Source organism: Streptomyces sp. 3N207, from assembly GCF_052246355.1.
Classification (GTDB): Bacteria; Actinomycetota; Actinomycetes; order Streptomycetales; family Streptomycetaceae; genus Streptomyces.
In genome coordinates, this window is sequence record NZ_JBQQBV010000035.1 from 21,043 (window position 1) to 45,580 (window position 24,538).

Annotated in this window: 24 protein-coding genes; 18 read left to right on the forward strand and 6 right to left on the reverse strand. The window is 70.6% G+C overall.

Annotated features, from left to right (window positions below; translation table 11 throughout):
• Positions 1–11: 11 nt before the first annotated feature.
• Positions 12–1,469 (reverse strand): argininosuccinate synthase, encoded by a 1,458-nt coding sequence (gene argG / locus ACTWP9_RS34000; protein ID WP_443250187.1) that lies wholly within the window; start codon positions 1,467–1,469, stop codon positions 12–14.
• Positions 1,470–1,606: 137 nt separating this feature from the next.
• Between argG and ACTWP9_RS34005 the strand changes: the two genes are divergently transcribed.
• The 3 genes from ACTWP9_RS34005 (at position 1,607) to ACTWP9_RS34015 (ending at position 4,183) form a co-directional block, all read left to right on the forward strand.
• Positions 1,607–2,203 (forward strand): PadR family transcriptional regulator, encoded by a 597-nt coding sequence (locus tag ACTWP9_RS34005; RefSeq protein ID WP_443250188.1) that lies wholly within the window; start codon positions 1,607–1,609, stop codon positions 2,201–2,203.
• 199 nt (positions 2,204–2,402) lie between these two features.
• The gene (locus ACTWP9_RS34010; RefSeq protein WP_443250189.1) at positions 2,403–2,939 is read left to right on the forward strand and encodes a Clp protease N-terminal domain-containing protein; all 537 of its coding nucleotides are present in this window, start codon (positions 2,403–2,405) and stop codon (positions 2,937–2,939) included.
• 89 nt (positions 2,940–3,028) lie between these two features.
• On the forward strand, positions 3,029–4,183 hold the full coding sequence (locus ACTWP9_RS34015; protein ID WP_443250190.1) for an EamA family transporter: 1,155 nt from the start codon (positions 3,029–3,031) through the stop codon (positions 4,181–4,183).
• On the opposite strand, the gene ACTWP9_RS34020 is transcribed toward ACTWP9_RS34015, so the two are convergent.
• On the reverse strand, positions 4,170–4,844 hold the full coding sequence (locus ACTWP9_RS34020; RefSeq protein WP_443250191.1) for a pyridoxamine 5'-phosphate oxidase family protein: 675 nt from the start codon (positions 4,842–4,844) through the stop codon (positions 4,170–4,172). The two genes, ACTWP9_RS34015 and ACTWP9_RS34020, sit on opposite strands and share 14 nt — an antisense overlap.
• Before the next feature lie 35 nt (positions 4,845–4,879).
• Between ACTWP9_RS34020 and ACTWP9_RS34025 the strand changes: the two genes are divergently transcribed.
• Entirely contained in the window at positions 4,880–6,211 is a 1,332-nt protein-coding gene (locus tag ACTWP9_RS34025) for an aminotransferase class I/II-fold pyridoxal phosphate-dependent enzyme (protein WP_443250192.1), read from the forward strand.
• A gap of 24 nt (positions 6,212–6,235) precedes the next feature.
• On the opposite strand, the gene ACTWP9_RS34030 is transcribed toward ACTWP9_RS34025, so the two are convergent.
• On the reverse strand, positions 6,236–6,697 hold the full coding sequence (locus ACTWP9_RS34030) for a pyridoxamine 5'-phosphate oxidase family protein (protein ID WP_443250193.1): 462 nt from the start codon (positions 6,695–6,697) through the stop codon (positions 6,236–6,238).
• A 146-nt stretch (positions 6,698–6,843) separates the two neighbouring features.
• On the opposite strand from ACTWP9_RS34030, the gene ACTWP9_RS34035 reads away from it, so the two are divergent.
• Positions 6,844–7,473, forward strand: a complete 630-nt coding sequence (locus tag ACTWP9_RS34035) for a cysteine hydrolase (RefSeq protein ID WP_443250194.1) — start codon at positions 6,844–6,846, stop codon at positions 7,471–7,473.
• A gap of 136 nt (positions 7,474–7,609) precedes the next feature.
• Here the strand turns inward: ACTWP9_RS34035 and ACTWP9_RS34040 are convergent, their stop codons facing one another.
• On the reverse strand, positions 7,610–7,777 hold the full coding sequence (locus tag ACTWP9_RS34040; protein WP_443250195.1) for a hypothetical protein: 168 nt from the start codon (positions 7,775–7,777) through the stop codon (positions 7,610–7,612).
• Positions 7,778–8,076: 299 nt separating this feature from the next.
• Between ACTWP9_RS34040 and ACTWP9_RS34045 the strand changes: the two genes are divergently transcribed.
• On the forward strand, positions 8,077–9,738 hold the full coding sequence (locus ACTWP9_RS34045; protein ID WP_443250196.1) for a sigma-70 family RNA polymerase sigma factor: 1,662 nt from the start codon (positions 8,077–8,079) through the stop codon (positions 9,736–9,738).
• A gap of 70 nt (positions 9,739–9,808) precedes the next feature.
• On the opposite strand, the gene ACTWP9_RS34050 is transcribed toward ACTWP9_RS34045, so the two are convergent.
• Complete coding sequence (locus tag ACTWP9_RS34050) at positions 9,809–11,161, reverse strand: M64 family metallopeptidase (RefSeq protein WP_443250197.1); 1,353 nt, start codon at positions 11,159–11,161, stop codon at positions 9,809–9,811.
• Between the two features lie 225 nt (positions 11,162–11,386).
• Between ACTWP9_RS34050 and ACTWP9_RS34055 the strand changes: the two genes are divergently transcribed.
• Positions 11,387–12,772, forward strand: coding sequence for a tetratricopeptide repeat protein (locus ACTWP9_RS34055; protein WP_443250198.1), 1,386 nt, complete (start codon positions 11,387–11,389; stop codon positions 12,770–12,772).
• A gap of 68 nt (positions 12,773–12,840) precedes the next feature.
• Here ACTWP9_RS34055 and ACTWP9_RS34060 read toward each other — a convergent pair whose 3' ends face one another.
• A complete protein-coding gene (locus ACTWP9_RS34060) occupies positions 12,841–13,551 on the reverse strand; it encodes a FadR/GntR family transcriptional regulator (RefSeq protein ID WP_443250219.1) in 711 nt (236 codons plus the stop codon).
• A 192-nt stretch (positions 13,552–13,743) separates the two neighbouring features.
• On the opposite strand from ACTWP9_RS34060, the gene ACTWP9_RS34065 reads away from it, so the two are divergent.
• Genes ACTWP9_RS34065 through ACTWP9_RS34115 form a run of 11 tightly spaced genes read left to right on the forward strand, consistent with a single transcriptional unit; the run spans position 13,744 to position 24,535 of the window.
• Positions 13,744–14,808 carry a sugar ABC transporter substrate-binding protein gene (locus tag ACTWP9_RS34065; protein ID WP_443250199.1) on the forward strand — a complete coding sequence of 355 codons (1,065 nt, stop codon included), beginning with the start codon at positions 13,744–13,746 and terminating at the stop codon, positions 14,806–14,808.
• Complete coding sequence (locus ACTWP9_RS34070; RefSeq protein WP_443250200.1) at positions 14,805–16,325, forward strand: sugar ABC transporter ATP-binding protein; 1,521 nt, start codon at positions 14,805–14,807, stop codon at positions 16,323–16,325. Before ACTWP9_RS34065 ends, ACTWP9_RS34070 begins: the two co-directional genes overlap by 4 nt.
• On the forward strand, positions 16,318–17,361 hold the full coding sequence (locus ACTWP9_RS34075) for an ABC transporter permease (RefSeq protein ID WP_443250201.1): 1,044 nt from the start codon (positions 16,318–16,320) through the stop codon (positions 17,359–17,361). The genes ACTWP9_RS34070 and ACTWP9_RS34075 overlap by 8 nt, the downstream gene beginning before the upstream one ends.
• Before the next feature lie 14 nt (positions 17,362–17,375).
• Complete coding sequence (locus ACTWP9_RS34080) at positions 17,376–18,227, forward strand: fumarylacetoacetate hydrolase family protein (protein ID WP_443250202.1); 852 nt, start codon at positions 17,376–17,378, stop codon at positions 18,225–18,227.
• An 11-nt stretch (positions 18,228–18,238) separates the two neighbouring features.
• Positions 18,239–19,591 (forward strand): L-fuconate dehydratase, encoded by a 1,353-nt coding sequence (locus ACTWP9_RS34085; RefSeq protein WP_443250203.1) that lies wholly within the window; start codon positions 18,239–18,241, stop codon positions 19,589–19,591.
• A complete protein-coding gene (locus ACTWP9_RS34090) occupies positions 19,588–20,355 on the forward strand; it encodes an SDR family NAD(P)-dependent oxidoreductase (protein WP_443250204.1) in 768 nt (255 codons plus the stop codon). Before ACTWP9_RS34085 ends, ACTWP9_RS34090 begins: the two co-directional genes overlap by 4 nt.
• Positions 20,356–20,360: 5 nt before the next feature.
• Positions 20,361–21,380, forward strand: coding sequence for an aldo/keto reductase (locus tag ACTWP9_RS34095; protein WP_443250205.1), 1,020 nt, complete (start codon positions 20,361–20,363; stop codon positions 21,378–21,380).
• Positions 21,371–22,111, forward strand: a complete 741-nt coding sequence (locus ACTWP9_RS34100; RefSeq protein WP_443250206.1) for a (Fe-S)-binding protein — start codon at positions 21,371–21,373, stop codon at positions 22,109–22,111. Before ACTWP9_RS34095 ends, ACTWP9_RS34100 begins: the two co-directional genes overlap by 10 nt.
• On the forward strand, positions 22,108–23,571 hold the full coding sequence (locus ACTWP9_RS34105) for a lactate utilization protein B (RefSeq protein WP_443250207.1): 1,464 nt from the start codon (positions 22,108–22,110) through the stop codon (positions 23,569–23,571). The genes ACTWP9_RS34100 and ACTWP9_RS34105 overlap by 4 nt, the downstream gene beginning before the upstream one ends.
• A complete protein-coding gene (locus ACTWP9_RS34110) occupies positions 23,568–24,221 on the forward strand; it encodes a LutC/YkgG family protein (RefSeq protein WP_443250208.1) in 654 nt (217 codons plus the stop codon). Before ACTWP9_RS34105 ends, ACTWP9_RS34110 begins: the two co-directional genes overlap by 4 nt.
• Positions 24,218–24,535 carry an L-rhamnose mutarotase gene (locus ACTWP9_RS34115; RefSeq protein WP_443250209.1) on the forward strand — a complete coding sequence of 106 codons (318 nt, stop codon included), beginning with the start codon at positions 24,218–24,220 and terminating at the stop codon, positions 24,533–24,535. Before ACTWP9_RS34110 ends, ACTWP9_RS34115 begins: the two co-directional genes overlap by 4 nt.
• Positions 24,536–24,538: the final 3 nt, after the last annotated feature.

Consider the following 24,538-nt stretch of genomic DNA (forward strand, 5'->3'; position numbering starts at 1 on the left):
TGGCGGGCCGGTCAGTCCGTGCCGGACTCCATGGCGGCGCGGTCCAGCAGCTCGTCGTCGCCGGAGATCTCACCGCGGGAGGCGATGGCCTCGGCGCCGCCCTCCGGCATGGTGCCGATCAGCCCGGTCGCGGCCGCCTGGGCGGCACCGATGGCGCCCCCGAATGTCGCTGCGGCGGTGCCGATCAGGCCGAGCCCGGCGTACTGCTCCAGCTTGGCCCGCGAGTCGGCGATGTCGAGGTTGCGCATCGTGAGCTGGCCGATCCGGTCCACCGGGCCGAATGCCGAGTCCTCGGTGCGCTCCATCGACAGCTTGTCCGGGTGGTAGCTGAACGCCGGGCCTGTGGTGTCCAGGATCGAGTAGTCCTCACCACGCCGCAGCCGCAGCGTCACCTCGCCGGTGACCGCCGCACCGACCCAGCGCTGGAGCGACTCCCGCACCATCAGCGCCTGCGGGTCCAGCCAGCGGCCCTCGTACATCAGCCTGCCGAGGCGCCGCCCCTCGTTGTGGTACTGCGCGAGGGTGTCCTCGTTGTGGATCGCGTTGACCAGGCGCTCGTACGCCGCGTGCAGCAGGGCCATGCCGGGTGCCTCGTAGATGCCGCGGCTCTTGGCCTCGATGATCCGGTTCTCGATCTGGTCCGACATGCCCATGCCGTGCCGGCCGCCGATGGCGTTCGCCTCCATCACCAGGTCGACGGAGGAGGCGAACTCCTTGCCGTTGATCGTCACCGGACGGCCCTGGTCGAAGCCGATCGTCACGTCCTCGGTGGCGATCTCGACCGAGGGGTCCCAGAACCGCACGCCCATGATCGGCTCCACGGTCTCCACGCCGGTGTCCAGGTGCTCCAGCGTCTTGGCCTCGTGGGTGGCGCCCCAGATGTTGGCGTCGGTGGAGTACGCCTTCTCGGTGCTGTCGCGGTATGGCAGGTCGTGGGCGAGCAGCCACTCCGACATTTCCTTACGGCCGCCGAGCTCGCTCACGAAGTCCGAGTCCAGCCAGGGCTTGTAGATCCGCAGCTGCGGGTTGGCGAGCAGGCCGTACCGGTAGAACCGCTCGATGTCGTTGCCCTTGAAGGTCGAGCCGTCGCCCCAGATCTGGACGTTGTCCTCGAGCATCGCCCGGACCAGGAGGGTGCCGGTGACCGCACGGCCGAGCGGCGTGGTGTTGAAATAGGCGCGCCCGCCCGAGCGGATGTGGAAAGCGCCGCAGGTGAGCGCGGCCAGGCCCTCCTCGACCAGCGCCGCGCGACAGTCGACCAGGCGTGAGATCTCGGCGCCGTAGGTCTTCGCACGGCCGGGCACCGAGGCGATGTCGGGCTCGTCGTACTGGCCGATGTCGGCGGTGTAGGTGCACGGGATGGCGCCCTTGTCACGCATCCACGCGACCGCGACGGAGGTGTCGAGGCCGCCCGAGAAGGCGATGCCGACGCGCTCGCCGGCGGGAAGGGAGGTGAGGACCTTAGACATAGGAAGAGTATGTCTCATTGCGTATGTCTATGCAATATCGATACGGAGCTTCCACCCCGGGGTTGCCATACGATGGCTCCCGATATATCGTTGAAGCATCGCGACTGATCAAAGATGTGATGCGAAAGGAGTCAGCGATGTATCCCCATGGAATGGAACACGGGATGGAGCGGGGCGCTCGGCAGTACGGTCCCGGTTCCGGCCGCGGGCGTGCGGCCTTCGGTCCCTTCGGGCCGCCCTTCGGCGGCGGCCCCTTCGGTGGCCGTGGGCGCGGCAGGGGCGGCCCTCGGGGCAGGGCCCGGCGCGGCGACGTCAGGGCCTCGATCCTGGCGCTGCTCAAGGAGCGCCCGATGCACGGCTACGAGATGATCCAGGAGATCGCCGAACGCAGCGGCGGTGCCTGGAAGCCCAGCCCCGGCTCCGTCTATCCGACGCTGCAGCTGCTGGAGGACGAGGGGCTGATCGCCAGCGAGAGCGAGGGCGGCAAGAAGCACTTCTCGCTCACGGACGAGGGCAGGACCGAAGCCGAGGCCGGCGCCGAGGCACCCTGGGAGGAAGCCGGGCGCGGCGTCGACTGGGAGGCCATGCAGGAGGCCCGTACCGCGGCCGGCGGGCTGGCGGCGGCCTTCCAGCAGGTGTGGGCGACCGGCACGGAGGAGCAGCGGGAGAAGGCGCTCCGGGTGGTCAACGACGCCAGGAAGAGCCTCTATCTGATCCTCGCCGACGGGGACTGAGCCCGCGGGGGCGCCCGGCGCGCTCCCGCGCGGGTCGATCGTGGACGGGCGCGCTTCCATGGGAGCCCGGCGGGGATTGGTGCGTTCTGCCTCCTTCCCAAGGAGGAGACGTCCGACATCCCTCCCCAACCATGGGGGGACCGGCATATGCCACGGCACGCTGATGATTTCTCACAGGTGCGTGTGATGTGGTGGTTCGGTGCACAGCTCTACACGGCCCAGCCCCTCCGCCGAAGCGGGAGTCGACGTCGCCGTCGATCCGCAGGTCAGTGCTGCGCTGGCCGACGTGATCGCGACCGCGCGCCGGCGCGCGGCGCGGGACGGGGACCGGCAGATCGACACGGCGCATCTGTTGCACAGCCTGCTGGAGTCCGACGGGGGCACCTGGGAGTTGCTGGAGGGCGGCGGCCCGCAGCTCGGCAAGCTGCTCGGCTATCTCGTCCAGCGCAGCATCGGCTACGGCCTGCGCTGGCAGAGCACCGTGGAGGACTCCGGCGCCGTACCGGCCGTCTCCGAGCAGCCCGGTGGCGTGCCCGGCTGGTCGCCCAGCGCGCAGGCCGCCCTGGAGCTGGCCGCTCGCCGCGCCCGGCGGCTGGCGAAGGAGCGCACCGAGGGAGTGGACCTGTTCGCCGGTGTGGTCGCCGACCCGGAGTGCCGGGGGGTGGAGGTGCTGCGCCGCGCGGGAGTGGATGTGGCGCAGCTGGCCGACCGGCTGGGAGTGGCCGACGACGCCTGACCCGTGGGCGGCCGGGCGCCGATCGCGGAGCCGGGGATGACAGGGGTATCGGGGGTGACACTCCTGTCGGTGCTTGAGATGATGCGGCGATGCCTACCCAGTCCTCCCGCTCCGCCGCGTCCGCTGCCACGGACATCTCCCGGGCCCGGACCTCGGGTCTCGTCCTCGCTCTGGTCTCCGCGTGCGCGTTCGGCAGCTCGGGTGTCGCGGCGAAACCGCTGATCGAGGCCGGGCTCGAACCGCTCCATGTCACCTGGCTGCGCGCCGCGGGCGGAGCGCTCGTGCTGCTGCCGCTCGCCTGGCGGCACCGCGCGCTGGTGCGGCAACGGCCGTGGCTGCTGGTGGGTTTCGGGCTGCTCGCGGTCGCGGGTGTGCAGGCTTTCTACTTCACCGCGCTCTCCCGCATCCCCGTCGGCGTCGCGCTGCTGATCGAGTATCTGGCGCCCGCGCTGGTGCTGCTGTGGGTGCGGTTCGTCCAGCGCCGTGCGGTGACCCGGGCCGCCGCGGTCGGCATGGTGCTGGCGGTGGGCGGGCTCAGCTGTGTCGTGGAGGTGTGGTCAGGGCTACGGCTGGACGGGCTCGGTCTGGCACTCGCCCTGGGGGCCGCCTGCTGCCAGGTGGGCTACTTCGTACTCTCGGACCACGGCAGCACGGCCGAGGAGGCCGACGGTACGGCCGGAACGGGCGGCAACGGCGCCGAGCGTGGCAACAGCGCCGAGCGTGGCAACAGCGCCGGGCGCGGCGACGGCACGGGCGAGCAGCGGGCCGCGGCCAGGCCGCCGGCCGACCCGATGGGCGTCATCGCTTACGGACTGCTGATCGGTGCGCTGGCGCTGACCGTCGTCGCCAGGCCCTGGCATACCGACTGGTCAGTTCTCGGCCGGAGTGCCCAGCTGCAGGGCACCGCGGTGCACGGACTGGTGTTGCTGGTCTGGATCGTGCTGGTGGCCACCGCGACCGCGTATCTGACCGGGGTGGTCTCGGTACGGCGGCTCTCACCGCCGGTCGCGGGCGTGGTGGCCTGCCTGGAGGCGGTCATCGCAACCGTGCTCGCCTGGGTGCTGCTCGGGGAGCACCTGAGCGCGGTCCAGCTCGCGGGCGGTGCCGTCGTGCTGCTGGGCGCCTTCATCGCTCAGCGCTCCACCCCCAAGGCGCAGGCCGACGATGCCGCGCCGGTCGCCGGGTCCACCGGGACGGCCGGGTCCGGGTCCGCCGACGCGGCCGTCGATGTCAGCGCGCGGTGAGGTAGCCGGGGACGGGGGTGCCCGGCGCGAGGTCGTCCGCCGGTATCGGGGCGCCGTAGGCGGGGGAGACGGGCAGCACACCGCTCCAGTACGGCAGGTCGAGGTCTTCCGGCTCCTCGCTGGGTCCGCCCGAGCGGACCTTCGCCGACACCTCCTCCAGGTCCACCCGGACGACTGCGGTCGCGGCCAGCTCCTTCGGGTTGGCCCTGCGTGAGTCCTCGGCCCGGCCCGGGACGGCGTTCTCCACGATCGCGTCGAGCGCCATCAGCCGCTCCTCGTGCTCCGTCACCTGGTACGCGAGGCCGTGTGCCACCACCGAGCGGTAGTTGACGGAGTGGTGGAAGGCGGACTTGGCCAGCACCAGCCCGTCCACGTGGGTCACCGTCACACACACCGGCATCCCACCGTCGTCCCGGCCCGCCTCGCGCAGCGGACGGGAGCCCGTGGAGCCGTGCACATACAGCCGTTCCCCCACCCGCGCGTACAGCGTGGGCAGGACGACGGGTGCGCCGTCGCGGACGAAGCCGAGGTGACACAGATAGCCCTCGTCGAGGATGGCGTGCACCAGCTCCCGGTCGTAGGCCATGCGCTCGCGCGCCCGGCTGCCGGTGGTGCGTGGGGTCGGGGCGTAGGTCGTCGGGGTGGACGGTGAGCCGGTCATTGCGCTCCCTATTGCACTAGTGCATAATTGCGTTTGTGCTAGGAGGCTACCGGATCGAAGGCCGGGGAGCAGCGGAGATCGCGAACAGCGTGGAACGCGGCGTCGGCAACGGCGCCCTCGCGCCGGGTGACTTGCTGCCGCCGCTGCGGGAGTTGGCGGCCGAACTGGGAGTGAACCCGAACACCGTGGCGGCGGCGTACCGCACGCTGCGCGACCGCGGCGTCATCGAGACAGCCGGCCGACGAGGCAGCCGGGTACGGCAGCGGCCCGCCACCGCACCCCGCGAGTCCCTGCGGGTCGAGCCGCCCGCAGGCGGAGTGGACATCTCGACAGGGAACCCCGACCCCGCGCTGCTCCCGCCGCTCGCCGCCGCCTTCGCCGTCTCGGCCAACCGCGCCGTACGCGATCCCGTGCTGTACGGCGCGGCGGACGTCGACCCCGGGTTCGCGGCGACGGCCCGCGCGGCGCTGGATGCCGACGGGGTGCCCGCCGGGCCGCTCGCCGTCACGTCCGGCGCGCTCGACGCCATCGAGCGCGTGCTGGCGGCGCATCTGCGCCCCGGCGACGCCGTGGCCGTGGAGGACCCCGGCTGGGGCAGCCTGCTCGACCTCGTACCCGCGCTCGGGCTGCGCCCGTTGCCCGTCGCCGTGGACGACGACGGGCCGCAGCCCGCAGAGCTGGAGCGTGCCCTCGGGCAGGGCGCGCGGGCGGCGATCGTCACCGACCGCGCGCAGAACCCGACGGGCGCGGCCGTCTCGGCTGCACGCGCCCGCCAGTTGCGCGCCGTGCTGTCGGACCACCCGGCAACGCTGCTGATCGAGGACGACCACGGGCACGGCATCGCCGACCTCCCCCTGCGCCCACTGGCGGGCACCACCCGGCACTGGGCGCTGGTGCGCTCCACCGCCAAGGCGTACGGGCCCGATCTGCGCCTCGCCGTGCTGACCGGTGACCCGCTCACCGTCGACCGGGTCCGCGGCCGTCAGCGGCTGGGGCCAGGCTGGGTCAGTCACCTGCTGCAGCGTGCCGTCGCACACCTGTGGGAGACCGGCGCGGCGGACCCGGCCCGGGTGGCTGCCTCGTACGGTGTGCGGCGTACTGCCCTGCTGGAAGCGCTCACCGCCCGGGGCGTCGCCGCTCGGGGGCGCAGCGGGATGAACGTATGGGTGCCGGTGCGGGAGGAGACCGGCCCGGTGGCGCGGCTGCTCCAGGCGGGCTGGGCGGCGGCTCCCGGCGCCCGCTTCCGGCTCGCCTCACCGCCCGGACTGCGGCTGACCGTCTCGCCGCTGTCCGCGGCCGACATCGACCGCCTCGCCGACGACCTCGCGGCGGCGCTGCGCCCGGCCGAGGGCGGACGGTACGACTGATACGGGGTTGCGGCTGCGGCCGGTTCAGAGCTTGCGGAAGTCCCAGGAGACCACCGACTCAGGGGCCAGCTTCAGCCAGGCGTGCCGTCCGTCGTACGGCATCCGCTCCAGGCCGAAGTACTTGACGGGGAACAGCCGCTCCGCCTCGGCCAGCTCCGGGCAGGGCTCGCCCGTGCGTGGGGCCTCGCCGACGAACTCGGCCCGGCCGGAGAGCTCGACGCCGCGCAGTTCCCCGTACTCCTCGCCGTCGTCCACCAGCACTGCGAGCCGTGGGTCGTGCCGCAGCTGCGCCCATCTCCTGCTGCGGGTGAGCGAGTACAGCCACAGCGCGGCGCCGTCCCAGCAGAACCACAGTGCGCCCAGGTGGGGTGCGCCCCGTCGGCCCACCGTGGCGACCCGGCAGGTGCGCCGGGTGCGCAGGAAGGTGTCCTGCTCCTCGGGCGTCATCATGATCCGGCGTCCCCGCCGTTGCTGTGTGTCGGCCATGCGTCCCCGCTTTCCCGAGCCGGGCGTTGCTGACTGGGTTGCTTGCCAACGTCTGCTGACTACCCGTCAGGAAATCATGAAGGCTCTTCCTGTCTTGCGCAATGCTCCCTATCCTGCGGGCGCCTCGACGACGGAAAGGAGCGCGCATGCCCCCGCTCGACCGCCTCGCCGCTCAACTCGATCCGGCAACCACCGCGCTGCTGACGGTCGAGTGCCAGCGAGGCGTGGTCGGCGCGGACGGCGCCCTGCCCGAACTCGCCCACCAGGTACGGAGCACGGGAGTGCTGGACCGCATCGCGCGGCTGACCGCCACCGCGCACCAGGCAGGCGTCCAGGTCGTGCACGCCGTCGCCGAGCGCCGCCCCGACGGCAGGGGAGCCAGCCGCAACGCCCGGCTCTTCCACGCCGCCGAACGGCTGCCCGTGAGGCAGTTGACGGGCTCGTCCGCCGTGCGGATCGCCGAGCCCATCCCGGTCGCGGACGAGGACCTGGTCGTACGACGGCTGCACGGTCTCTCGCCGCTCGCCGGTACGGACGTGGACGCCCTGCTGCGGAACCTCGGCGTCCGGACGCTCGTCGTCACCGGTGTCTCGGCGAACGTGGCGGTGCCCAACGCGGTCTTCGACGCCGTCAACCTGGGCTACACGGCCGTGGTGCCCGCCGACGCCATCGCCGGAGTACCGGCCGACTACACGCCCGCGCTGGTCCGCCACACCCTGGCGCTCGTCGCGACGGTCACCACGGCCGACGAGATCCACGAGCGCTGGGCGGGCTGAGCCAACCGCCCCGGGCCGTGGCCATTCCCGGCAGAGCCTGGGGGAGTCGGGGCGGCGCCGGAGCCGATGGTGGCGGACGAGGACAAGATCCCGCTGCTACTCACCGGGGACTACAACTCAACGGCCCACAACAAGATCAGTGATCGGGGTGATCCCGGTTCGGATTGCGCTCCTGAGTCGGCACGAACAGGCTCAGCCGGTAGGTGGTCGGTTGCACCAGTCGGCCACAGAGCGTGTCGATCCGGGTCATCGCCCAGTCGATCCGCTCCTCCGCGGAGCGCAGACGGCGTACGTAAGCACGCAATTCCGACTCGTTCTCGGTTTCGAACAACACTGCCCAGCGGCCCGTGCCAGGAGCGGTGCGAGCGGTATCCCGGCGACTCGCCTCCTGCTGTCGGCGTCTTCTCTTCCGCTGTCCTGGCACCGGCCCAGCATCCCTGGCCCGACGCCAGGACAGCAAGGCCGTTACCCCCGAGCTACGGCGGAGATCACTCTGCGAGCGCTGAATCCGTTGCAGGGCGTTTCTGTTATGACGGCCCCCGGTCCGAGGTCCCCCTTGTGTCGGACAGAGAATGTCGGGACTGGGAAAGGACGTGGACGGGCGTGGCAGCGACAGGGGAAACCGACCGTGCAGTGGTCGAGGCGGCACAGCGCGGTGCGCTGTGGGCACAGGATGAGCTGGTCAGCTCGTATCTGCCCCTGGTGTACAACATCGTCGGCCGGGCGCTGAACGGGCATGCCGACGTCGATGATGTCGTGCAGGAAACGATGCTCCGTGCGCTGCGCGGTCTCGGTTCGCTGAGCGACCCTCTCCGCTTCCGGTCGTGGCTGGTGGCCATCACGATGAACCAGATCCGTACCTATTGGTCCAAGCGGCAGGCCGCACCGTCCGATCTCGGTCTGCAGGATGCCTACGAGGTGGCCGACCCTGGGGCGGACTTCGTGGACCTGACGATCGTCCGTCTCGGACTCGAAGGCCAGCGGCGGGAAGTGGCGCAGGCCACCCGCTGGCTGGACACCGACGACCGTGCGCTGCTTTCGCTGTGGTGGCTGGAGGCGGCGGGTGAGCTGAGCCGGGCCGAGGTGGCCGCCGCTCTGGAGCTGTCTGCGGAGCACACAGGGGTGCGTGTGCAGCGGATGAAGGCGCAGTTGGAGACCGCACGCCTGGTGGTGCGTGCGCTGTCCGCCACACCGATGTGTGCTCGCCTCGACCAAGTGACGGACAACTGGAACCGGCGCCCGTCGGCGCTGTGGCGCAAGCGCATCGCACGGCACGCCCGGGAGTGTGGTGTCTGCTCGGGGTACCAGGCCGGACTGGTGCCCGCCGAGGGGCTGTTGGTGGGCCTGGGCCTGGTGCCCGTGGCCGCCGCGCTGACCGGTACGGGGGCGATGGCCGCCCTCTATGCCGCCGCGGATCCCGTCGAGCCGATGGCGTTCAGCGCACACGGTGACGCGGCCGAGTCGTTCGAGAGCGGCGGTGATGACACGGCCGTGCTACGGGCTGCGCGCGGCGCTGACTCGCACGGTCGGCGCAGCCGTGTACAAGAGGGAAGTCGGCGCAGCCGCCGCGTACAGGAGCGAATACGCAGGCGGCGGCGGACGACCGGCCTGGCCGCCGGGATCGCCGCGCTGCTCGCTGGGGGGACGATCGCGGTCGTGAACGGGCTACCGTCGCACGAGGACGGGCACGGGGACACGGTGCGGTCCGCGGCCGACTCCGAGTCCCCGACATCGCCTTCACCCACGGCCTCGACCTCGCCTTCACCCAGCACGTCGCACTCGCCCAAGCCGCGCGCGACTCACAAGAAGCCGAAGCCCAAGGCGGCACCGTCCAAGACCAAGTCGGCGCCGCCCCGCTCCAAGCCGACTCCCACTCCCACCACCGCCGACCCCGCGGACGCCCCGGCCGAGCAGGTCCTGGCGCTCGTCAACAAGGAGCGGGCCAAGGCCGGGTGCCGCTCCTTGAAGCTCGACGACCGCCTCACCCGCGCTGCGCAACTGCACAGCGAGGACATGTCGGCGAAAAACTACTTCGACCACACGAGCCAGGACGGCCGCAGCTTCAGCGACCGGGCCATGGCCCAGGGCTACAAGTCGCCCGGGGGTGAGAACATCGCCCGGGGACAGAACTCCCCGGAGGACGTGATGGCGGCCTGGATGAAATCAGAAGGCCACCGCGCGAACATCCTCAACTGCGACGTGACCACCATGGGCCTCGGCCTGGTCGAGGACGACCGGACCTGGACCCAGCTGTTCGGCTTCTGAGCCTTGCGCACGGCCGGGTGGACGGGCGAACGATGTCGAGGCGGTGCCCCGCTCTGTCGCATACCGGGTGTCAGCGCTTGACGTTCCACTGGAGCGTGCCGTTCAGGAGCTTGCGCAGCTGCGGATCGCGTACCGCGTCGGTCGGATCCGTGGCGCGCACGCTCACGGTGTGCGCGCGACCGTCGTCCGGGACGCCGAGCGTGCCAGGGGTGACGGAACGAGCGCCACGGGCCTTCCGGGCTTCGCGGCCGTCGACCAGCCAGCGCACGTGCGCCTTTTCGGATGCCTCGATGCGTATGCGCTTTGCGCCGCGCACCTGTCGGCCGGTGGGTGTGGTGCTGGAGACGGCTGGTGCGTGCTTGTGGAAGCCCGCGATCATGGCCTCGCGCCCGGGGAGATTGAACTCCCGGCCCAGCGTGCGCATGATCGAGTTCTCGGTGGGCCGGTTGACGCCGCGGGCGCAGCAGCCGCCGCCCTCGTAGGTGCCCACGGTGCCGCCGTCCGGCGAGGCTTGGCCGAGCCAGCGGTGCCACTTCGTCTTCTGCGCGGCCATCTCCTCGGCGCTGAGCGTGGAGAGGTTGGGTTCGCCCGGCTCGGGGCCGGTGTGCTCGTTCTCGCTGTACCAGTACTCGTCGGCGAGCTTGCCGAACGAGTGGCCCGATTCGTGCACGACGAGCTGCACGGCCTCGGCGTTGTCGGACGAGGCGGTGGCGATACCGTCGTATCCGGACGGCGAGGAGATGTCGTTGTAGCCCGCGCCGCCGTACTTGGTGGAATTGCTGAGGACGACGACGAGGTCGGGGTCGGCGGCCTTGCTCGCGTATGCCTCGACCTTGTTCTCGTCGACGCACAGCAGCCGTTCCATGCCGTCGCAGAAGAAGTGTGAACCCAGGGCGGTGTCCTTACGGACATCGCTGGTCGGGTCGCCGGAGACACCCGAATCCTTCGAGTGCGCGTCGACCGCCCAGACGTTGAAGAGGTCCTTGTACTGGGCGTACGGCTCGACCTTGGCGACCTGCTCCCAGTTGCGGCGCACGTCGGCGTGGAAGTCCTCCTGCTGGCCGGCGGTGTAGCCGTCGCCGATGAAGACGACGTCGACCTTGGCGTCGCTCGGTCCGGTCTCCTCGATCGGTACCACGTCGCCGTCGTCTTCGATCTTGTTCTGCTGCTTCTTGGTGAGCGGAGCGGAGGCGGGGATGCGGGTGTGGCGGGGGTGGCGGCCGGGGCCGCTGAAGTATTCGACTTCGACGCGGTCGCTGGACGGGGAGCCGCCGCGGTCGTTGTCGGTCTGAGCGGCTGGGGCACTGTCGCCCCAGCCCTGGCTCGCGGCTACCGGTGCTGTGGCGGCGAGCGTCGCCACGACGGCGATGCCGGCGGCCACGGTCAGCCGGGTGCGGGATCTGCGGGGAGCGTGTCCAGGCATGGGAGACCTCCGTGAGCTGCGCGGACCTGGTCGAACCGGCGCGCATTTAAGTGGGGGGATAAGCACGCTTAACGCGTCGATTAACATAGGCGGTGCCGAAGCCCGGGGCAACGGTCGGGCATAAGGTGACTGTGCGGACGGCGAGTTCGCGCCAGGTGTTCCGCGGCCTTCGCTCCGGACTTCGAAGGACGCGGCTCAAGTGCCGGGGAGCCGGGGGAGATAGAGGTGGCCAAGAACGGACCTGCCGGCGTATGGCCTGACGAGCCCACCGCCATCGGGCAACGGGTGCTGCGCCTGCGGACCGAGCGCGGCCTCACCCAACGGCAGTTGGCCGAGCCCGCGTACACGCCCGCCTACATCTCCACGCTGGAATCGGGCAAGGTGCGCCCCTCCGAGGCGGCCCTGCGGCATGTGGCGGCACGGCTCGGCACCACTCCCGAGGAGCTCGCCACCGGCCGCCCGGCGCACCTCGCCGCCGATCTGCGACTGCGCCTGACCGATGCGCGGCACGCCCTTGCCACCGGGGCCCCCGAGGACGCGGCCACGCTCTTTCGGGCCCTGCGAACCGAGGCCGTCGAGCACAGGCTCCCCGCCGAGGAGGCCGGCGCTCTCCTCGGCCTGGGCGACTGCCTGCTCGAATCCGGCGACCTCGCCGAGGCGCGCAAGTGCTTCGGTGCCGTCGAGCAGTTGCTGGCAGACGAGCCGCTGACCCGCCGGGTCCCCGCCGTGCGCGGACGTGCGGCTGCCCACCGCCTCAGCGGGGAACTCCGGTATGCCTGCTATCTGTTGGAGACCACCCTCGACGAGCTCAACGCTTCAGGGCTGCACGACCCCGACTCGCTGCTGCTCCTCTACACGGCGTCCATCGCGCCGTACCTGGACATGGGCGCGCGGACGCGGGCCGGGCGCGCCGCTGAGCTGGCGCTCGCGCTCGCGCCGCGGGTGGACGACCCGGCGTTGCTCGCCGGGATGCACCGCGGCGTGGCCCGCACGCTCATCGCCCAGGGCCGCATCACCGAGGCCGACTTCTCACTCGCCAAGGCCCAGGAGCTCTACCAGCAACTGCACATCCGCACCGACCTCGCCCACTGCCACTGGATGCGCGGTTACGTGCACGCCCAGCACGGCGACCTGGAGCGCGCCGAGAGCGAACTGTGCACCGCCCGCTCCATGCTCGCCTCGAAGCGGGCCGCGCTCTTCACCGAACAGGTCGAGGTCGAACTGGCGGACGTACTGCGCCGCCGCGGCAAGGTCCAGGAGGCGGAGGAACTGCTACGACCGCTGCTCACCGCGGGAGAGCCGGACACCGGGATCCTGCGCCCCGGACGCGGCGCGGTGCATGCGGGTGCCGCACACCGGCTGCTCGGTCTCATCGAAGAGCAGCGCGGTGCCGACTCGGCCGCTGAGGAGCACTACCGCGCGGCCCTCCCGCTGCTCGAACAAGCGGACGCCGCCGGTGACGTCGCCGACCTGTGCCGACTCCTCGGCGATCTGCTGCGCCGTACCGGACGCGTGGAGGAGGCCCTGGACACCTATCGCACCGGCCTCGGCCACCGGGCCACGCCCGGCACGACCACCCTGGGGCCCGCGCCGGCCGGCCCGCCGATGTGACGATCAGGTACGGAGCCCACGGCGCACGGGCCGACGGCAAGCCCGGTGAGGTGGCGGAGGCTGAGGCTCTATCCGTTCGTGTCGAGCCTCTCGCGGAGCCACCGCTCGACTTCGCCGACATGTGCTGCGGCCGTGGTCCGGGCCGACTCCGGGTCCTGGTCGACGAGGGCGCGGTAGATGCTGGCGTGTTCGCGGCGGGTGCGGTCGATGGCGCCCTCCTCCTGGAAGCCACGCCATACCCGGGCACGGAAGGTGCGGGAGGACAGGCCCTCGAGGACTGCTGCCATGGTGTCGTTGCCCGCGGCTTGGGCGATGGCCCGGTGGAAGGCGAGGTCGTGGGCGAGGATCGCCTCGATGTCGTCGGTGGCGTCCATGGCCCTCAAATGCCGTTCGACTTCGGCGAGTTGCTCGGCGTCGATGCGGGCGGCGGCCAGCGCGGTCGCGGTGGACTCCAGGATCTTGCGCACTTCCAGCAGTTCGCCCAGCTGCGGTCCGCGGGAGAGGTCGGCGACTACCCCGAGGGATTCCAGCAGGTCACCGGCATCGAGCTGGGTGACGTAAACCCCTGATCCGTGCCGTGCCTCCAGCACGCCCATGAAGGTCAGTGCGCGTACGGCCTCGCGCATCGAGCTGCGGGAGACACCCAGCTGGGCGGCCAGGTCCCGTTCGGTGGGCAGCCGCTGGCCGGGATTCAGCCTGCCTTCGGCGATCAGCGCCTTGATCTGGTCTATGGCGCGCTGCGTCACCGTGCCCTTCTGTGGCGCGACGGGTTCGTGCAGACCTTCCACAGCAGTTCCTCCCTGTCCGGTGCGCTGGAGTCTAGCCTCGGAAGTGCTCGGATGAGTATCTCCGGATGACGCAAAATTGGCCATGCATGGGCGTTGACGCGGATAAGTGGTCTGATGAATATTCGGGTCCGGCCGACGCTGGGACGTCGGTCCTCCACCTCACCACTTGTTTGGAGCCGAGCCATGGCCGGACGAACTTCGGGAACCAGATCACAGGCCGTGCGCGCAGCGGCGGTTGCTGTCGGCGCCGCCGTGGCGCTTTCGGCGTGCGGGAGTACGAAGGACACCGGCGCGTCCGGTGGCAAGAGCGGCGGCGAGGGCGAGGTCGGCGTGGTTCTGCCGCTGCTGACCTCGCCGTTCTGGCAGGCGTACAACGACTACGTGCCGAAGAAGGCGAAGTCCGAGGGCGTCGACGCACGTAAGACCGTCAACTCCAACAGTGACCCGGCGCAGCAGATCACCGACATCAACAACCAGCTCAACCAGGGTGTGAAGGGCCTGGTCGTGGCCCCGCTCGACAGCACCGCCATCTCCGCCGGGCTCGACCAGGCCGAGCGCAAGGGCGTCCCGGTCGTCGCTGTGGACGTCGCCCCCAAGGAGGGCAAGGTCGCCATGGTGGTGCGGGCCGACAACGTGGCGTACGGCCAGAAGGCATGCGAGTACCTCGGCGGAAAGGTCAAGAGCGGCAAAGTCGTCCAAGTCATGGGCGATCTCGCCTCCGTCAACGGGCGTGAGCGCTCCCAGGCATTCCGCACATGTGTGAAGAAGAAGTACCCGAAGCTGAAGGTGCTGGAGATCCCCGCCAAGTGGGAGTCGGACACCGCCGCCTCCAAACTCGACACGCTCCTCAACTCCAACCCCGACATCAAGGGGATCTATCTGCAGGCGGGCGGGGTGTATCTCGCGCCCACCCTGCAAACCCTGAAGTCCAAGGGGATGCTGAAGAAGGCGGGCGGCAAGGGGCACATCACCGTCGTCTCGAACGACGGCATCCCGCAAGAGTTCAACGCCATCCGCAAGGGCCAGATCGATGCGACCGTCTCGCAGCCGGCCGACGCCTACGCCAAGTACGGCATGCACTACATCAAGGCGGCGATGAAGGGGCAGAAGTTCAAGCCGGGCAAGACCGACCACGGCTCCGAGATCGTGAAGCTGCCCAACGGCATGCTCGAGGACCAGCTCCCCGCCCCGCTGGTGACCAGGAAGAACGTCGGGGACAAGAGCCTGTGGGGGAACACCGTCAAATGAGCACCGCCGACACCCTGCCCCGGCCGCTCGTGACAGCCGAGGGCATCACCAAGCGCTACGGCCCCACCGTGGCCCTCGCCGACGGTCGGCTGACCGTACTACCGGGCGAGTCCCACGCCCTGGTGGGACGTAATGGCGCCGGAAAGTCGACCCTCGTGTCCATCCTCACCGGACTGCAGGGACCGGACTCCGGCACCGTTGCGTTCGACGGCGCGCCGGCCCCGCCGCTGGCCGACCGTGATGCCTGGCGCCGCAAGGTGGCCTGCGTCTACCAGAGGCCCACTGTTGTACCGGAGTTGACGGTTGCCGAGAACCTCTTCATCAACCGGCAGCCCCGCGGACGCGGCGGCTTCATCAGCTGGCGCAAGCTGCGCGCCGAGGCCACCGATGTCCTCGACACCTGGGACGTGCGTGTCGACCCCGAGGTCTCCACCCGTGACCTCAAGGTCGAGGACCGCCAGATGGTGGAGATCGCCCGGGCGTTGAGCTTCGGGGCACGCTTCATCGTTCTCGACGAGCCGACCGCGCAACTCGACAACCGTGAGATCGACCGACTCTTCACCCGGATGCGAACGCTGCAGGAGTCCGGTGTGACCTTCCTGTTCATCTCCCACCACCTCCAAGAGGTGTACGAGGTGTGCCAGACCGTCACCGTCCTGCGCGACGCCCGCTGGATCACGACCGCCCCCGTCGCTGAACTGCCGCGCGCTGCCCTGGTCGAGGCCATGGCGGGGGAGGCGGTCGCCGAGAGCGGTGCCCGGCGTACGGTGCCTCCGCCGGGCGACGCCCCCGTACGGCTGCGGGCACGCGGACTGACGGGGGCCGACGGCAGCTTCACGAACGTGGATCTCGCCATTCGCCGCGGCGAGGTCGTCGGCCTCGCAGGCAGCAGCGGCAGCGGGAAGATCGAGCTCGCCGAGAGCTTTGCCGGGCTGCACACCCCGGCCGGGGGCGAGGCGGAACTCGACGGGGAAAGACTGCCGTTCGGCGATGTCGGCGCGGCCCTCGAGGCGGGCGTCGGGTGTGTTCCGCGGGACCGGCACGAGCAGGGCATGGTCGCGGGGATGACCATCGGGGACAACGCAACCATGAGCGTGCTCGGCCGGCTCGGGCGGTACGGGTTCGTCGGCACCGAGCGGAAGCGGGCCTTCGCCGGTGAGCTCATCGAGCGGCTCGACATCCACGCCGAGGGACCCGAGCAGCCGCTCTCCGATCTCTCCGGCGGCAACGCCCAGAAGGTCGTGATGGCCCGCGCCCTCGCCTCCGACCCGGGGCTGCTCGTCCTCATCAACCCCACCGCGGGCGTGGACGTGAAGTCGAAGGAGTCGCTGCTCGCCCACCTCGACAGCGCCCGGGAGGACGGCACCGCGGTGCTCGTCGTCTCGGACGAACTCGACGACCTGCGCCGGTGCGACCGCGTGCTGGTGCTCTTCCACGGACAGGTGGTGGCCGAGTACCCCGCGGGCTGGAACGACCACGAACTGATCGCGTCGATAGAAGGAGTGGACCATGGCTGACACCAAGCCTTCGGCGGCCGTGGCCGCCCCCCGCGGGCCGGTCGTCGCCGATGCGCCCCACAGCGCCCCGAAGAACGTACTGCTGCGCCGAGCTCGCGAACTCGCCCTTGTACCGGCGCTGCTCGTCCTTTTGGTCCTGGGGTCCGTGGTCAACGACTCCTTCCTCACCGAGCGGAACCTGATCTCCATCCTCGGCGCCTCGGCGGCGCTGGCCATGGTGGTGCTGGCCGAGTCGCTGGTGCTGATCACCGGCAAGTTCGACCTCTCGTTGGAGTCGGTCCTCGGCATTGCCCCCGCGCTGGGGGCGCTGCTGGTACTGCCGGCGGCGAATGCCGGGTTCGGTACCGAGTGGCCGACGGCGCTCGGCCTGCTCGCCATCGTCGTAGCCGGGGCGGCAGTCGGCGCGTTCAACGGCGTGCTTGTGGTGAAGTTCAAGCTCAACGCGTTCATCGTGACGCTCGCCATGCTGATCGTGCTGCGCGGTCTCCTCGTCGGCGCCACCAAGGGCAAGACACTCTTCGGGATGCCCGACGCCTTCTACACCCTCGCCACCTCCACCTTTCTCACCATTCCCCTGTCGGTCTGGCTCGCTGCGGCCGCGTTCGGCATCGCGGGCTTCATCCTCAAGTACCACCGCGTGGGGCGCGCGCTGTACTCGATCGGTGGCAATCCGGAAGCGGCGCGTGCCGCCGGGATCCGCGTCGAGCGGGTGATGCTCGGTGTGTTCGTCGTCGCCGGTGTGCTCGCCGCGATCGGCGGACTCATGCAGACCGGCTACGTCGGCGCCATCAACGCCAACCAAGGCCAGAACATGATCTTCACGGTGTTCGCGGCCGCGGTCATCGGCGGCATCAGCCTGGACGGCGGAAAGGGCACGATGTTCGGCGCCCTCACCGGTGTCCTGCTGCTCGGCGTCGTACAGAACCTGCTCACCCTTGCCCAGGTGCCGTCCTTCTGGATCCAGGCCATCTACGGCGGAATCATCCTCATCGCCCTCATGCTCGCCCGGGTGACGACCGGCCGCGCGCAGGACTAGGAGTACGGAACACCATGAAGCTGCTGCGCCTGGGCGATCCGGGCTGCGAACGCCCAGCCCTCCGCACCGAAGACGGCCGCACGCTGGACCTGTCCTCCCTGACCGCCGACATCGACGGCACCCTTCTCGCAGGCGGCGGCCTCGACCGGGTCCGCGCCGCCGCCGAGGCCGGCACACTGCCGGAGCTGGACCCGACCGGGCTGCGCATCGGCGCGCCCGTCGTCCGCCCCGGCAAGGTGGTGTGCATCGGCCTGAACTACGTCGACCACGCAACCGAGACCGGCGCCGACATCCCGGGGCGGCCCGTGGTTTTCATGAAGGACCCCGGCACCGTCATCGGCCCCTACGACCAGGTGCTCATCCCGCGTGGCTCTACCCGGACCGACTGGGAGGTCGAGCTCGCCGTCGTCATCGGCGCGCGGGCCCGCTATCTGACCGGACCACAGCAAGCCCTCCGCCACGTCGCCGGTTACGCGATCAGCCATGACGTCTCCGAGCGCGAGTTCCAGCTGGACTTCTCCCCCCAGTGGGACCTCGGCAAGTCCTGCGAGACCTTCAACCCGCTCGGCCCCTTCCTCGTCACCGCTGACGAGGTGCCCGACCCGCAGCAGCTCACGCTGCGGCTGGCCGTCAACGGCATCGAGCGGCAGCACGGCCGCACCAGCGACATGATCTTCGACGTCGCTCATCTCGTGACCTATCTGAGCCAGTACATGGTGCTGGAGCCCGGTGACGTCATCAACACCGGCACCCCGGCCGGCGTCGCCCTGGGCCGGCCCGACAGCCCCTTCCTCCGCTCCGGCGACACCACCGAGCTCACCATCACGGGGCTCGGCGGCCAGCGCCAGACCTTTGCGCAAGCGTGAGAGGCGCCACAGTGACAGCATCCACAGCCCCCCGGGCCACGCGGATCATCGCCGTCGACACGTACGACATCCGCTTCCCCACCTCTCGCGAGCTTGACGGCTCCGACGCGATGAATCCGGACCCCGACTACTCCGCCGCCTACGTGGTGCTGCGCACCGACGCTGGCGACGGACATGAGGGGCATGGCTTCACCTTCACCATCGGGCGCGGCAACGAGGTCCAGATCGCCGCCATCGAGGCCCTGCGGCCGCACATCGTCGGCCGGTCCGCCGACGAGCTGTGCGCCGACCCCGGCGCCCTCAGCCGAGATTTGAACGGCGACAGCCAACTGCGCTGGCTCGGTCCCGAGAAGGGCGTGATGCACATGGCGATCGGCGCTGTCGTCAACGCCGTCTGGGACCTGGCGGCAAAGCAGCAGGCCAAACCGCTGTGGCAACTGCTCGCAGACGCCGAACCGGAATGGCTGGTCGACCAGATCGACTTCCGCTACATCGCGGATGTACTCGGCCCCGAGGAAGCGCTCGCACTGCTCAGGAACGGGCGCGAGGGCGCCGCCGAACGGGAAGCGGCGCTGCGTGAGCGAGGCTATCCCGCATACACCACCTCACCCGGCTGGCTCGGCTACTCCGACGCCAAGCTCAAGCGGCTCGCCGAGGAGGCCGTCGCCGAGGGCTTCACACAGATCAAGCTCAAGGTCGGTGCCGACCTGGACGACGACATCCGCCGCTGCCGTACCGCGCGCGCCGCCGTGGGGCCTGACATCCGTATTGCCATCGACGCCAACCAACGGTGGAACGTGGACGAGGCCATCGCCTGGGTCCGGGCGCTGGCGGAGTTCGACCCGTACTGGATCGAGGAGCCGACCAGCCCGGACGACGTCCTCGGGCACGCCGCCGTCCGCGAAGGTGTCTTCCCGGTGCAGGTTGCCACCGGCGAGCATGTGCAGAACCGCATCGTGTTCAAACAGCTCCTCCAGGCACGGGCCATCGACATCCTCCAGCTGGACGCGGCCCGGGTGGGCGGCGTCAACGAGAACCTTGCGATCCTGCTGCTCGCCGCCAAGTTCGGCGTTCCGGTCTGCCCGCACGCGGGCGGCGTGGGCCTGTGCGAACTCGTCCAGCACCTGTCGATGTTCGACTACGTGGCCCTGTCCGGCAGCACGAAGAACCGGGCCATCGAGTACGTCGACCATCTGCACGAGCACTTCGAGCACCCCGTGCACGTGGAGCACGGCCATTACGCGACACCCACTGCACCCGGATTCTCCGCGCAGATGAAGACGCAGTCGATCACCACCTTCCGCTACCCCGGCGGCACCTACTGGACTGCTGACGCCGCCGACAACGAGGAGGCAACCGCATGAGTGGCGAACTGGACGGTCTGAAGGCGCTCGTCACCGGAGGTGGAAGCGGCATCGGCCTGGCCACGGCCCGGCTGCTGGCCGAGCGCGGCGCCGGCGTCGCGGTACTCGACCTGAACCCCGATGTCGAGGCGCCGCTGCAGGGCTACACCGCCGACGTCTCCGACGGGGCTGCGGTGGCGGCTGCCGTCAGCACGGCCGCCGACGACCTGGGGGGCCTGGACATCCTGATCAACAACGCCGGCATCGGGGCCGTCGGGACGGTCGAGGACAACGACGACGCCGAGTGGCACCGGGTACTCGATGTCAACGTCCTCGGCGTGGTGCGTACGACGCGCGCCGCCCTGAGCCATCTGCGCCGCTCCGCCCATGCCGCAATCGTCAACACCTGCTCCATCGCCGCGACCGCCGGCCTGCCGCAGCGCGCCCTGTACAGCGCCAGCAAGGGTGCTTTGCAGTCACTCACCTTGGCCATGGCGGCCGACCACATCCACGAGGGCATCCGCGTCAACTGCGTCAACCCCGGCACAGCCGACACTCCTTGGATCGGCAGGCTGCTCGCCGCCGCCGACTACCCCGCACTGGAGCGGGCCGCCCTCAACGCCCGCCAGCCGATGGGCCGCCTGGTGACCGCGGACGAGGTCGCCGCCGCCATCGCGTATCTGGCGAGCCCCGCAGCGGGGAGCGTCACCGGCACCGCGCTGGCGGTCGACGGCGGAATGCAGGGCCTGCGCCCGCGCCCGTCGGCGGACAGCACGGACCGGTGATGTGTATGCGTACGCACCCGATCGGGGCGGCATCCGTGAAGGTGACGGAACTGGGCTTCGGCAGCGCCTCGATCAGCGGCCTGTACGAGCCGGTGGACGAGGACACCGCCGCGGCCACGGTCGCGGCGGCCTGGGACGCGGGCGTGCGGTACTTCGACACCGCCCCGCACTATGGCCTCGGCCTCGCGGAGCGCCGCCTCGGGGCCGCGCTGAGGGACAAGCCACGCGACGCATACACCCTCTCCACCAAGGTCGGGCGGCTGCTCGTGCCGTACGCCGCAGGTGAAGGGCCCGGCGACGACCTCGCCAACGGCTTCGCCGTCCCGGCGACGCACCGCCGAGTCTGGGACTTCAGCGCGGACGGCGTGCGGCGCAGCCTGGAGCAGAGCCTGGAGCGACTCGGCCTCGACCACATCGACATCGTCTGTCTCCACGACCCCGACGACCACGGGGAACAGGCGCTGCGCGAGGCATACCCCGCCCTGGAGCGGCTGCGCGACCAGGGCATCGTCCGGGCGATCGGCGCCGGTATGAACCAGGCCGGGATGCTGACGCGCTTCGTCACCGAAACGGATGTGGACCTGGTGCTTTGCGCCGGCCGCTACACGCTGCTCGAACAGACCGGCCTCCGCAAGCTGTTGCCCGCAGCGGCGGAGCGCGGCAAGCGCGTCGTGATCGGCGGCGTGTTCAACTCCGGTCTCCTCGCCGACCCCGGCCGGCCGGACGCCACGTACGACTACACGGCCGTACCCGACGCGATACGCGCCCGGGCCCTGCGCATGGGCACCGTCACCGAGGCGTACGGTGTCCCGCTGCGCGCCGCCGCACTGCGCTTCCCCTTCGGCCATCCGGCGGTGGCAAGCGTGCTGACCGGGGCACGGTCGGCGGCCGAGGTGCAGGACGCGGCCGCCATGCTGCGCCTCGAGATACCGGACGGGCTGTGGGACGGACTGCGGGCGGAGGGGCTACTGCCCGGCGAAGTGCCGGTCCCGGCGGCCGGAGGCACGGAGGAGCCATGCGTATAGCGCTCTTCATCACCTGCTTCAACGACACGATGTTCCCGGACACGGGCAAGGCAGTCGTCAAGCTCCTCGAACGCCTCGGCCACACCGTGGAGTTCCCACCGGAGCAGACCTGCTGCGGGCAGATGCACTTCAACACCGGCTACCGCCGCGAGGCTCTTCCCATGGTGCGCCGCTTCGTGGACGCCTTCAGGACGTACGACACCGTGGTGACGCCTTCCGCCTCGTGCGCCGGGATGGTGCGCGACCATCACCGCGTGCTGGCCGAGCAGCACGGCGACGCTTCGCTCGCCGCGGCGGTGGAACAACTGGCCCCGACGGTGTTCGAGCTCTCCGAACTGCTGGTGGACGTCCTCGGCGTCCGCGACGTCGGGGCGTACTTCCCGCACCGCGTCACTTATCACCCGACCTGCCATGCGCTGAGGATGCTCCGCGTCGGCGACCGGCCGCTGCAACTGCTGCGCGCGGTCAAAGGGATCGATCTGGTCGAGCTGCCGGACGCCGAGTCGTGCTGCGGCTTCGGCGGCACCTTCGCTCTGAAGAACGCCGACACCTCGGCTGCCATGCTGGCCGACAAGGTGTGCAACGTCCTGGGCACCGGCGCCGAGGTGCTCTCGGCGGGCGACAACTCCTGCCTGATGCACCTCGCCGGTGCCCTCACCCGGCTGCGTACCGGCGTCGGGACGCGGCACCTCGCGGAGATCCTCGCAGCCACGGAAAGGGAACTGCCGTGAGCGGAGCCGACAACATCACCTGGCTGGGGACGCCCGCGTTCCCCGACGCCGCCCGCACCGCCCTCGCCGACACCCAACTGCGCGCCAACCTGCGCAAGGCCACCGGCACCATCCGCGACAAGCGCCTCGCTGCCACCGGCGAACTCGGCGACTGGGAACAGTTGCGCGAGGCCGGGGCCGCGCTGAAGCGGCGCACGCTACGCCACCTGGACACGTATCTGCTCCGCCTGGAGGAGACCGTCACCAAGGCCGGGGGCACCGTGCACTGGGCCACCGACGCTGCCGAGGCAAACCGCATCGTGACGTATCTCGTACGGGCGACGGGCGAGCGGGAGGCCGTCAAGGTCAAGTCCATGGCAACCCAGGAGATCGGACTCAACGCGGCCCTCGCGGCAGCGGACATCCGCGCGTACGAGACCGACCTCGCCGAGCTCATCGTGCAGCTCGGCGACGACCGTCCGTCCCACATCCTGGTCCCCGCCATCCACCGCAACCGGGCCGAGATCCGCGAGATCTTCCGGGACGTGATGGCCGAGTGGGGGCGGCCGGCGCCCGACGCACTGACCGACGATCCGGAGGACCTGGCGGAGGCGGCCCGGCTGCATCTGCGCGAAAAGTTCCTGCGGGCAAAGGTGGCGATCTCGGGGGCCAACTTCGCGGTCGCCGACACGGGAACGGTCGGGGTCGTCGAGTCGGAGGGCAACGGCCGGATGTGCCTGACCCTCCCGAAGACGCTGATCACGGTCATGGGCATCGAGAAGGTCCTGCCGTCCTTCGCCGACCTCGAGGTCTTCCTCCAGCTCCTGCCGCGCTCGTCCACAGGGGAGCGCATGAACCCGTACACGAGCATGTGGACCGGCACCACGCCCGGCGACGGGCCGCAGGACTTCCACCTCGTCCTCCTCGACAACGGCCGCACCGCCACGCTGCGCGACACCGTCGGCCGGCAGGCACTCGGCTGCATCCGCTGCTCCGCCTGCCTCAACGTCTGTCCGGTGTACGAACGGACCGGCGGTCACGCGTACGGCTCGGTGTACCCCGGGCCGATCGGGGCCGTGCTCACCCCGCAGCTGGTGGGTGTCGAGCACGCCGCCTCGCTGCCCTTCGCCTCCACACTCTGCGGGGCTTGCTACGACGCCTGCCCGGTGAAGATCAACATTCCGGAGGTACTGGTCCACCTGCGCGCCGAGGCGGTCGAGGCGAAGCGCGGCCCCGTACCGACCCCGGAGGCCATGGTGATGAAGGCCGCAGCGGCGACGCTCGGGTCGCCGCGACGGTTGGCCTGGGCGCAGCGGTTCGGCTCGATGGGCGGTCGGCTGCTGGCGCGGCGCGACCGGATCGGCAGGCTGCCGGGGCCGCTGCGCCGCTGGTCGGACACCCGGGACACGGCGCCACCGGCCCGGGAGTCCTTCCGGGCGTGGTGGCGGCGCACGCATAGCACGCAAGGCGGCGAACGGTGAACCCCCGCGACACCGTTCTGCAGCGCATACGGGTCGCGCTGACGGACGTACCGGCGTCGGAGACACCGGACGACGTGCCGGTGCCGCGTGCATATATGTCCAGCCACGCCGGACGCGACCCTGTACCGCTCTTCGCCGAGCGCGTCGCGGACTACCGCGCCACGGTCACCCGCACCTCCGCCGACGGAGCACGCGCCGTCGTCGCGGAGGCGCTGTCCGGACGCGGCGTCGGCTCCCTGGTGGTGCCCGAAGGCTTCCCGCCGCAGCTGCTGCCGACGGGGGAGTGGAGGGTGCTGGCCGAGGAGCCACGGCTCGACGTACAGCATCTGGACATGGCGGACGCAGTGCTGACCACCTGCGCCGTCGGCATCGCCGTCACCGGCACCCTCGTGCTGGACGCCGGTCCCGGGCAGGGACGACGGGCCCTGACGCTGCTGCCCGACCACCACCTGTGCGTCGTGCGGGAGGCGCAGATCGCCGGTGACGTCCCCGAGGCGCTGGTCCGCCTGGACCCGACCCGTCCGCTCACGTTCATTTCCGGCCCGTCGGCCACCAGCGACATCGAACTCGACCGGGTGGAAGGCGTACACGGCCCACGCACCCTGGACGTCGTCATCATCGAGGAGCCGTCGAGCGAGGAGCCGTCATGAGTACCCGAGTCGCCCTGCACACCAAGGTCCGTGCCAACCGCATCCAGGAGTACGAGGCCGCCCACCGTGAGGTCCCCGCCGAGCTGCGGGAGGCCATTCGCGCGGCCGGGGCCACGTCGTGGACGATCTGGCGCAGTGGCACCGACCTCTTCCACCTGATCGAGGTCGAGGACTATCCGAAGATGATCGCCGAACTGAACGAGCTGCCGGTGAACATCGCCTGGCAGGCCCGCATGGCCGAGCTGCTCGACGTCGTCCACGACTACTCGTCCGAGGGCGCGGACGCCTCGCTCCCGGTCGTCTGGGAGCTGTGAGCC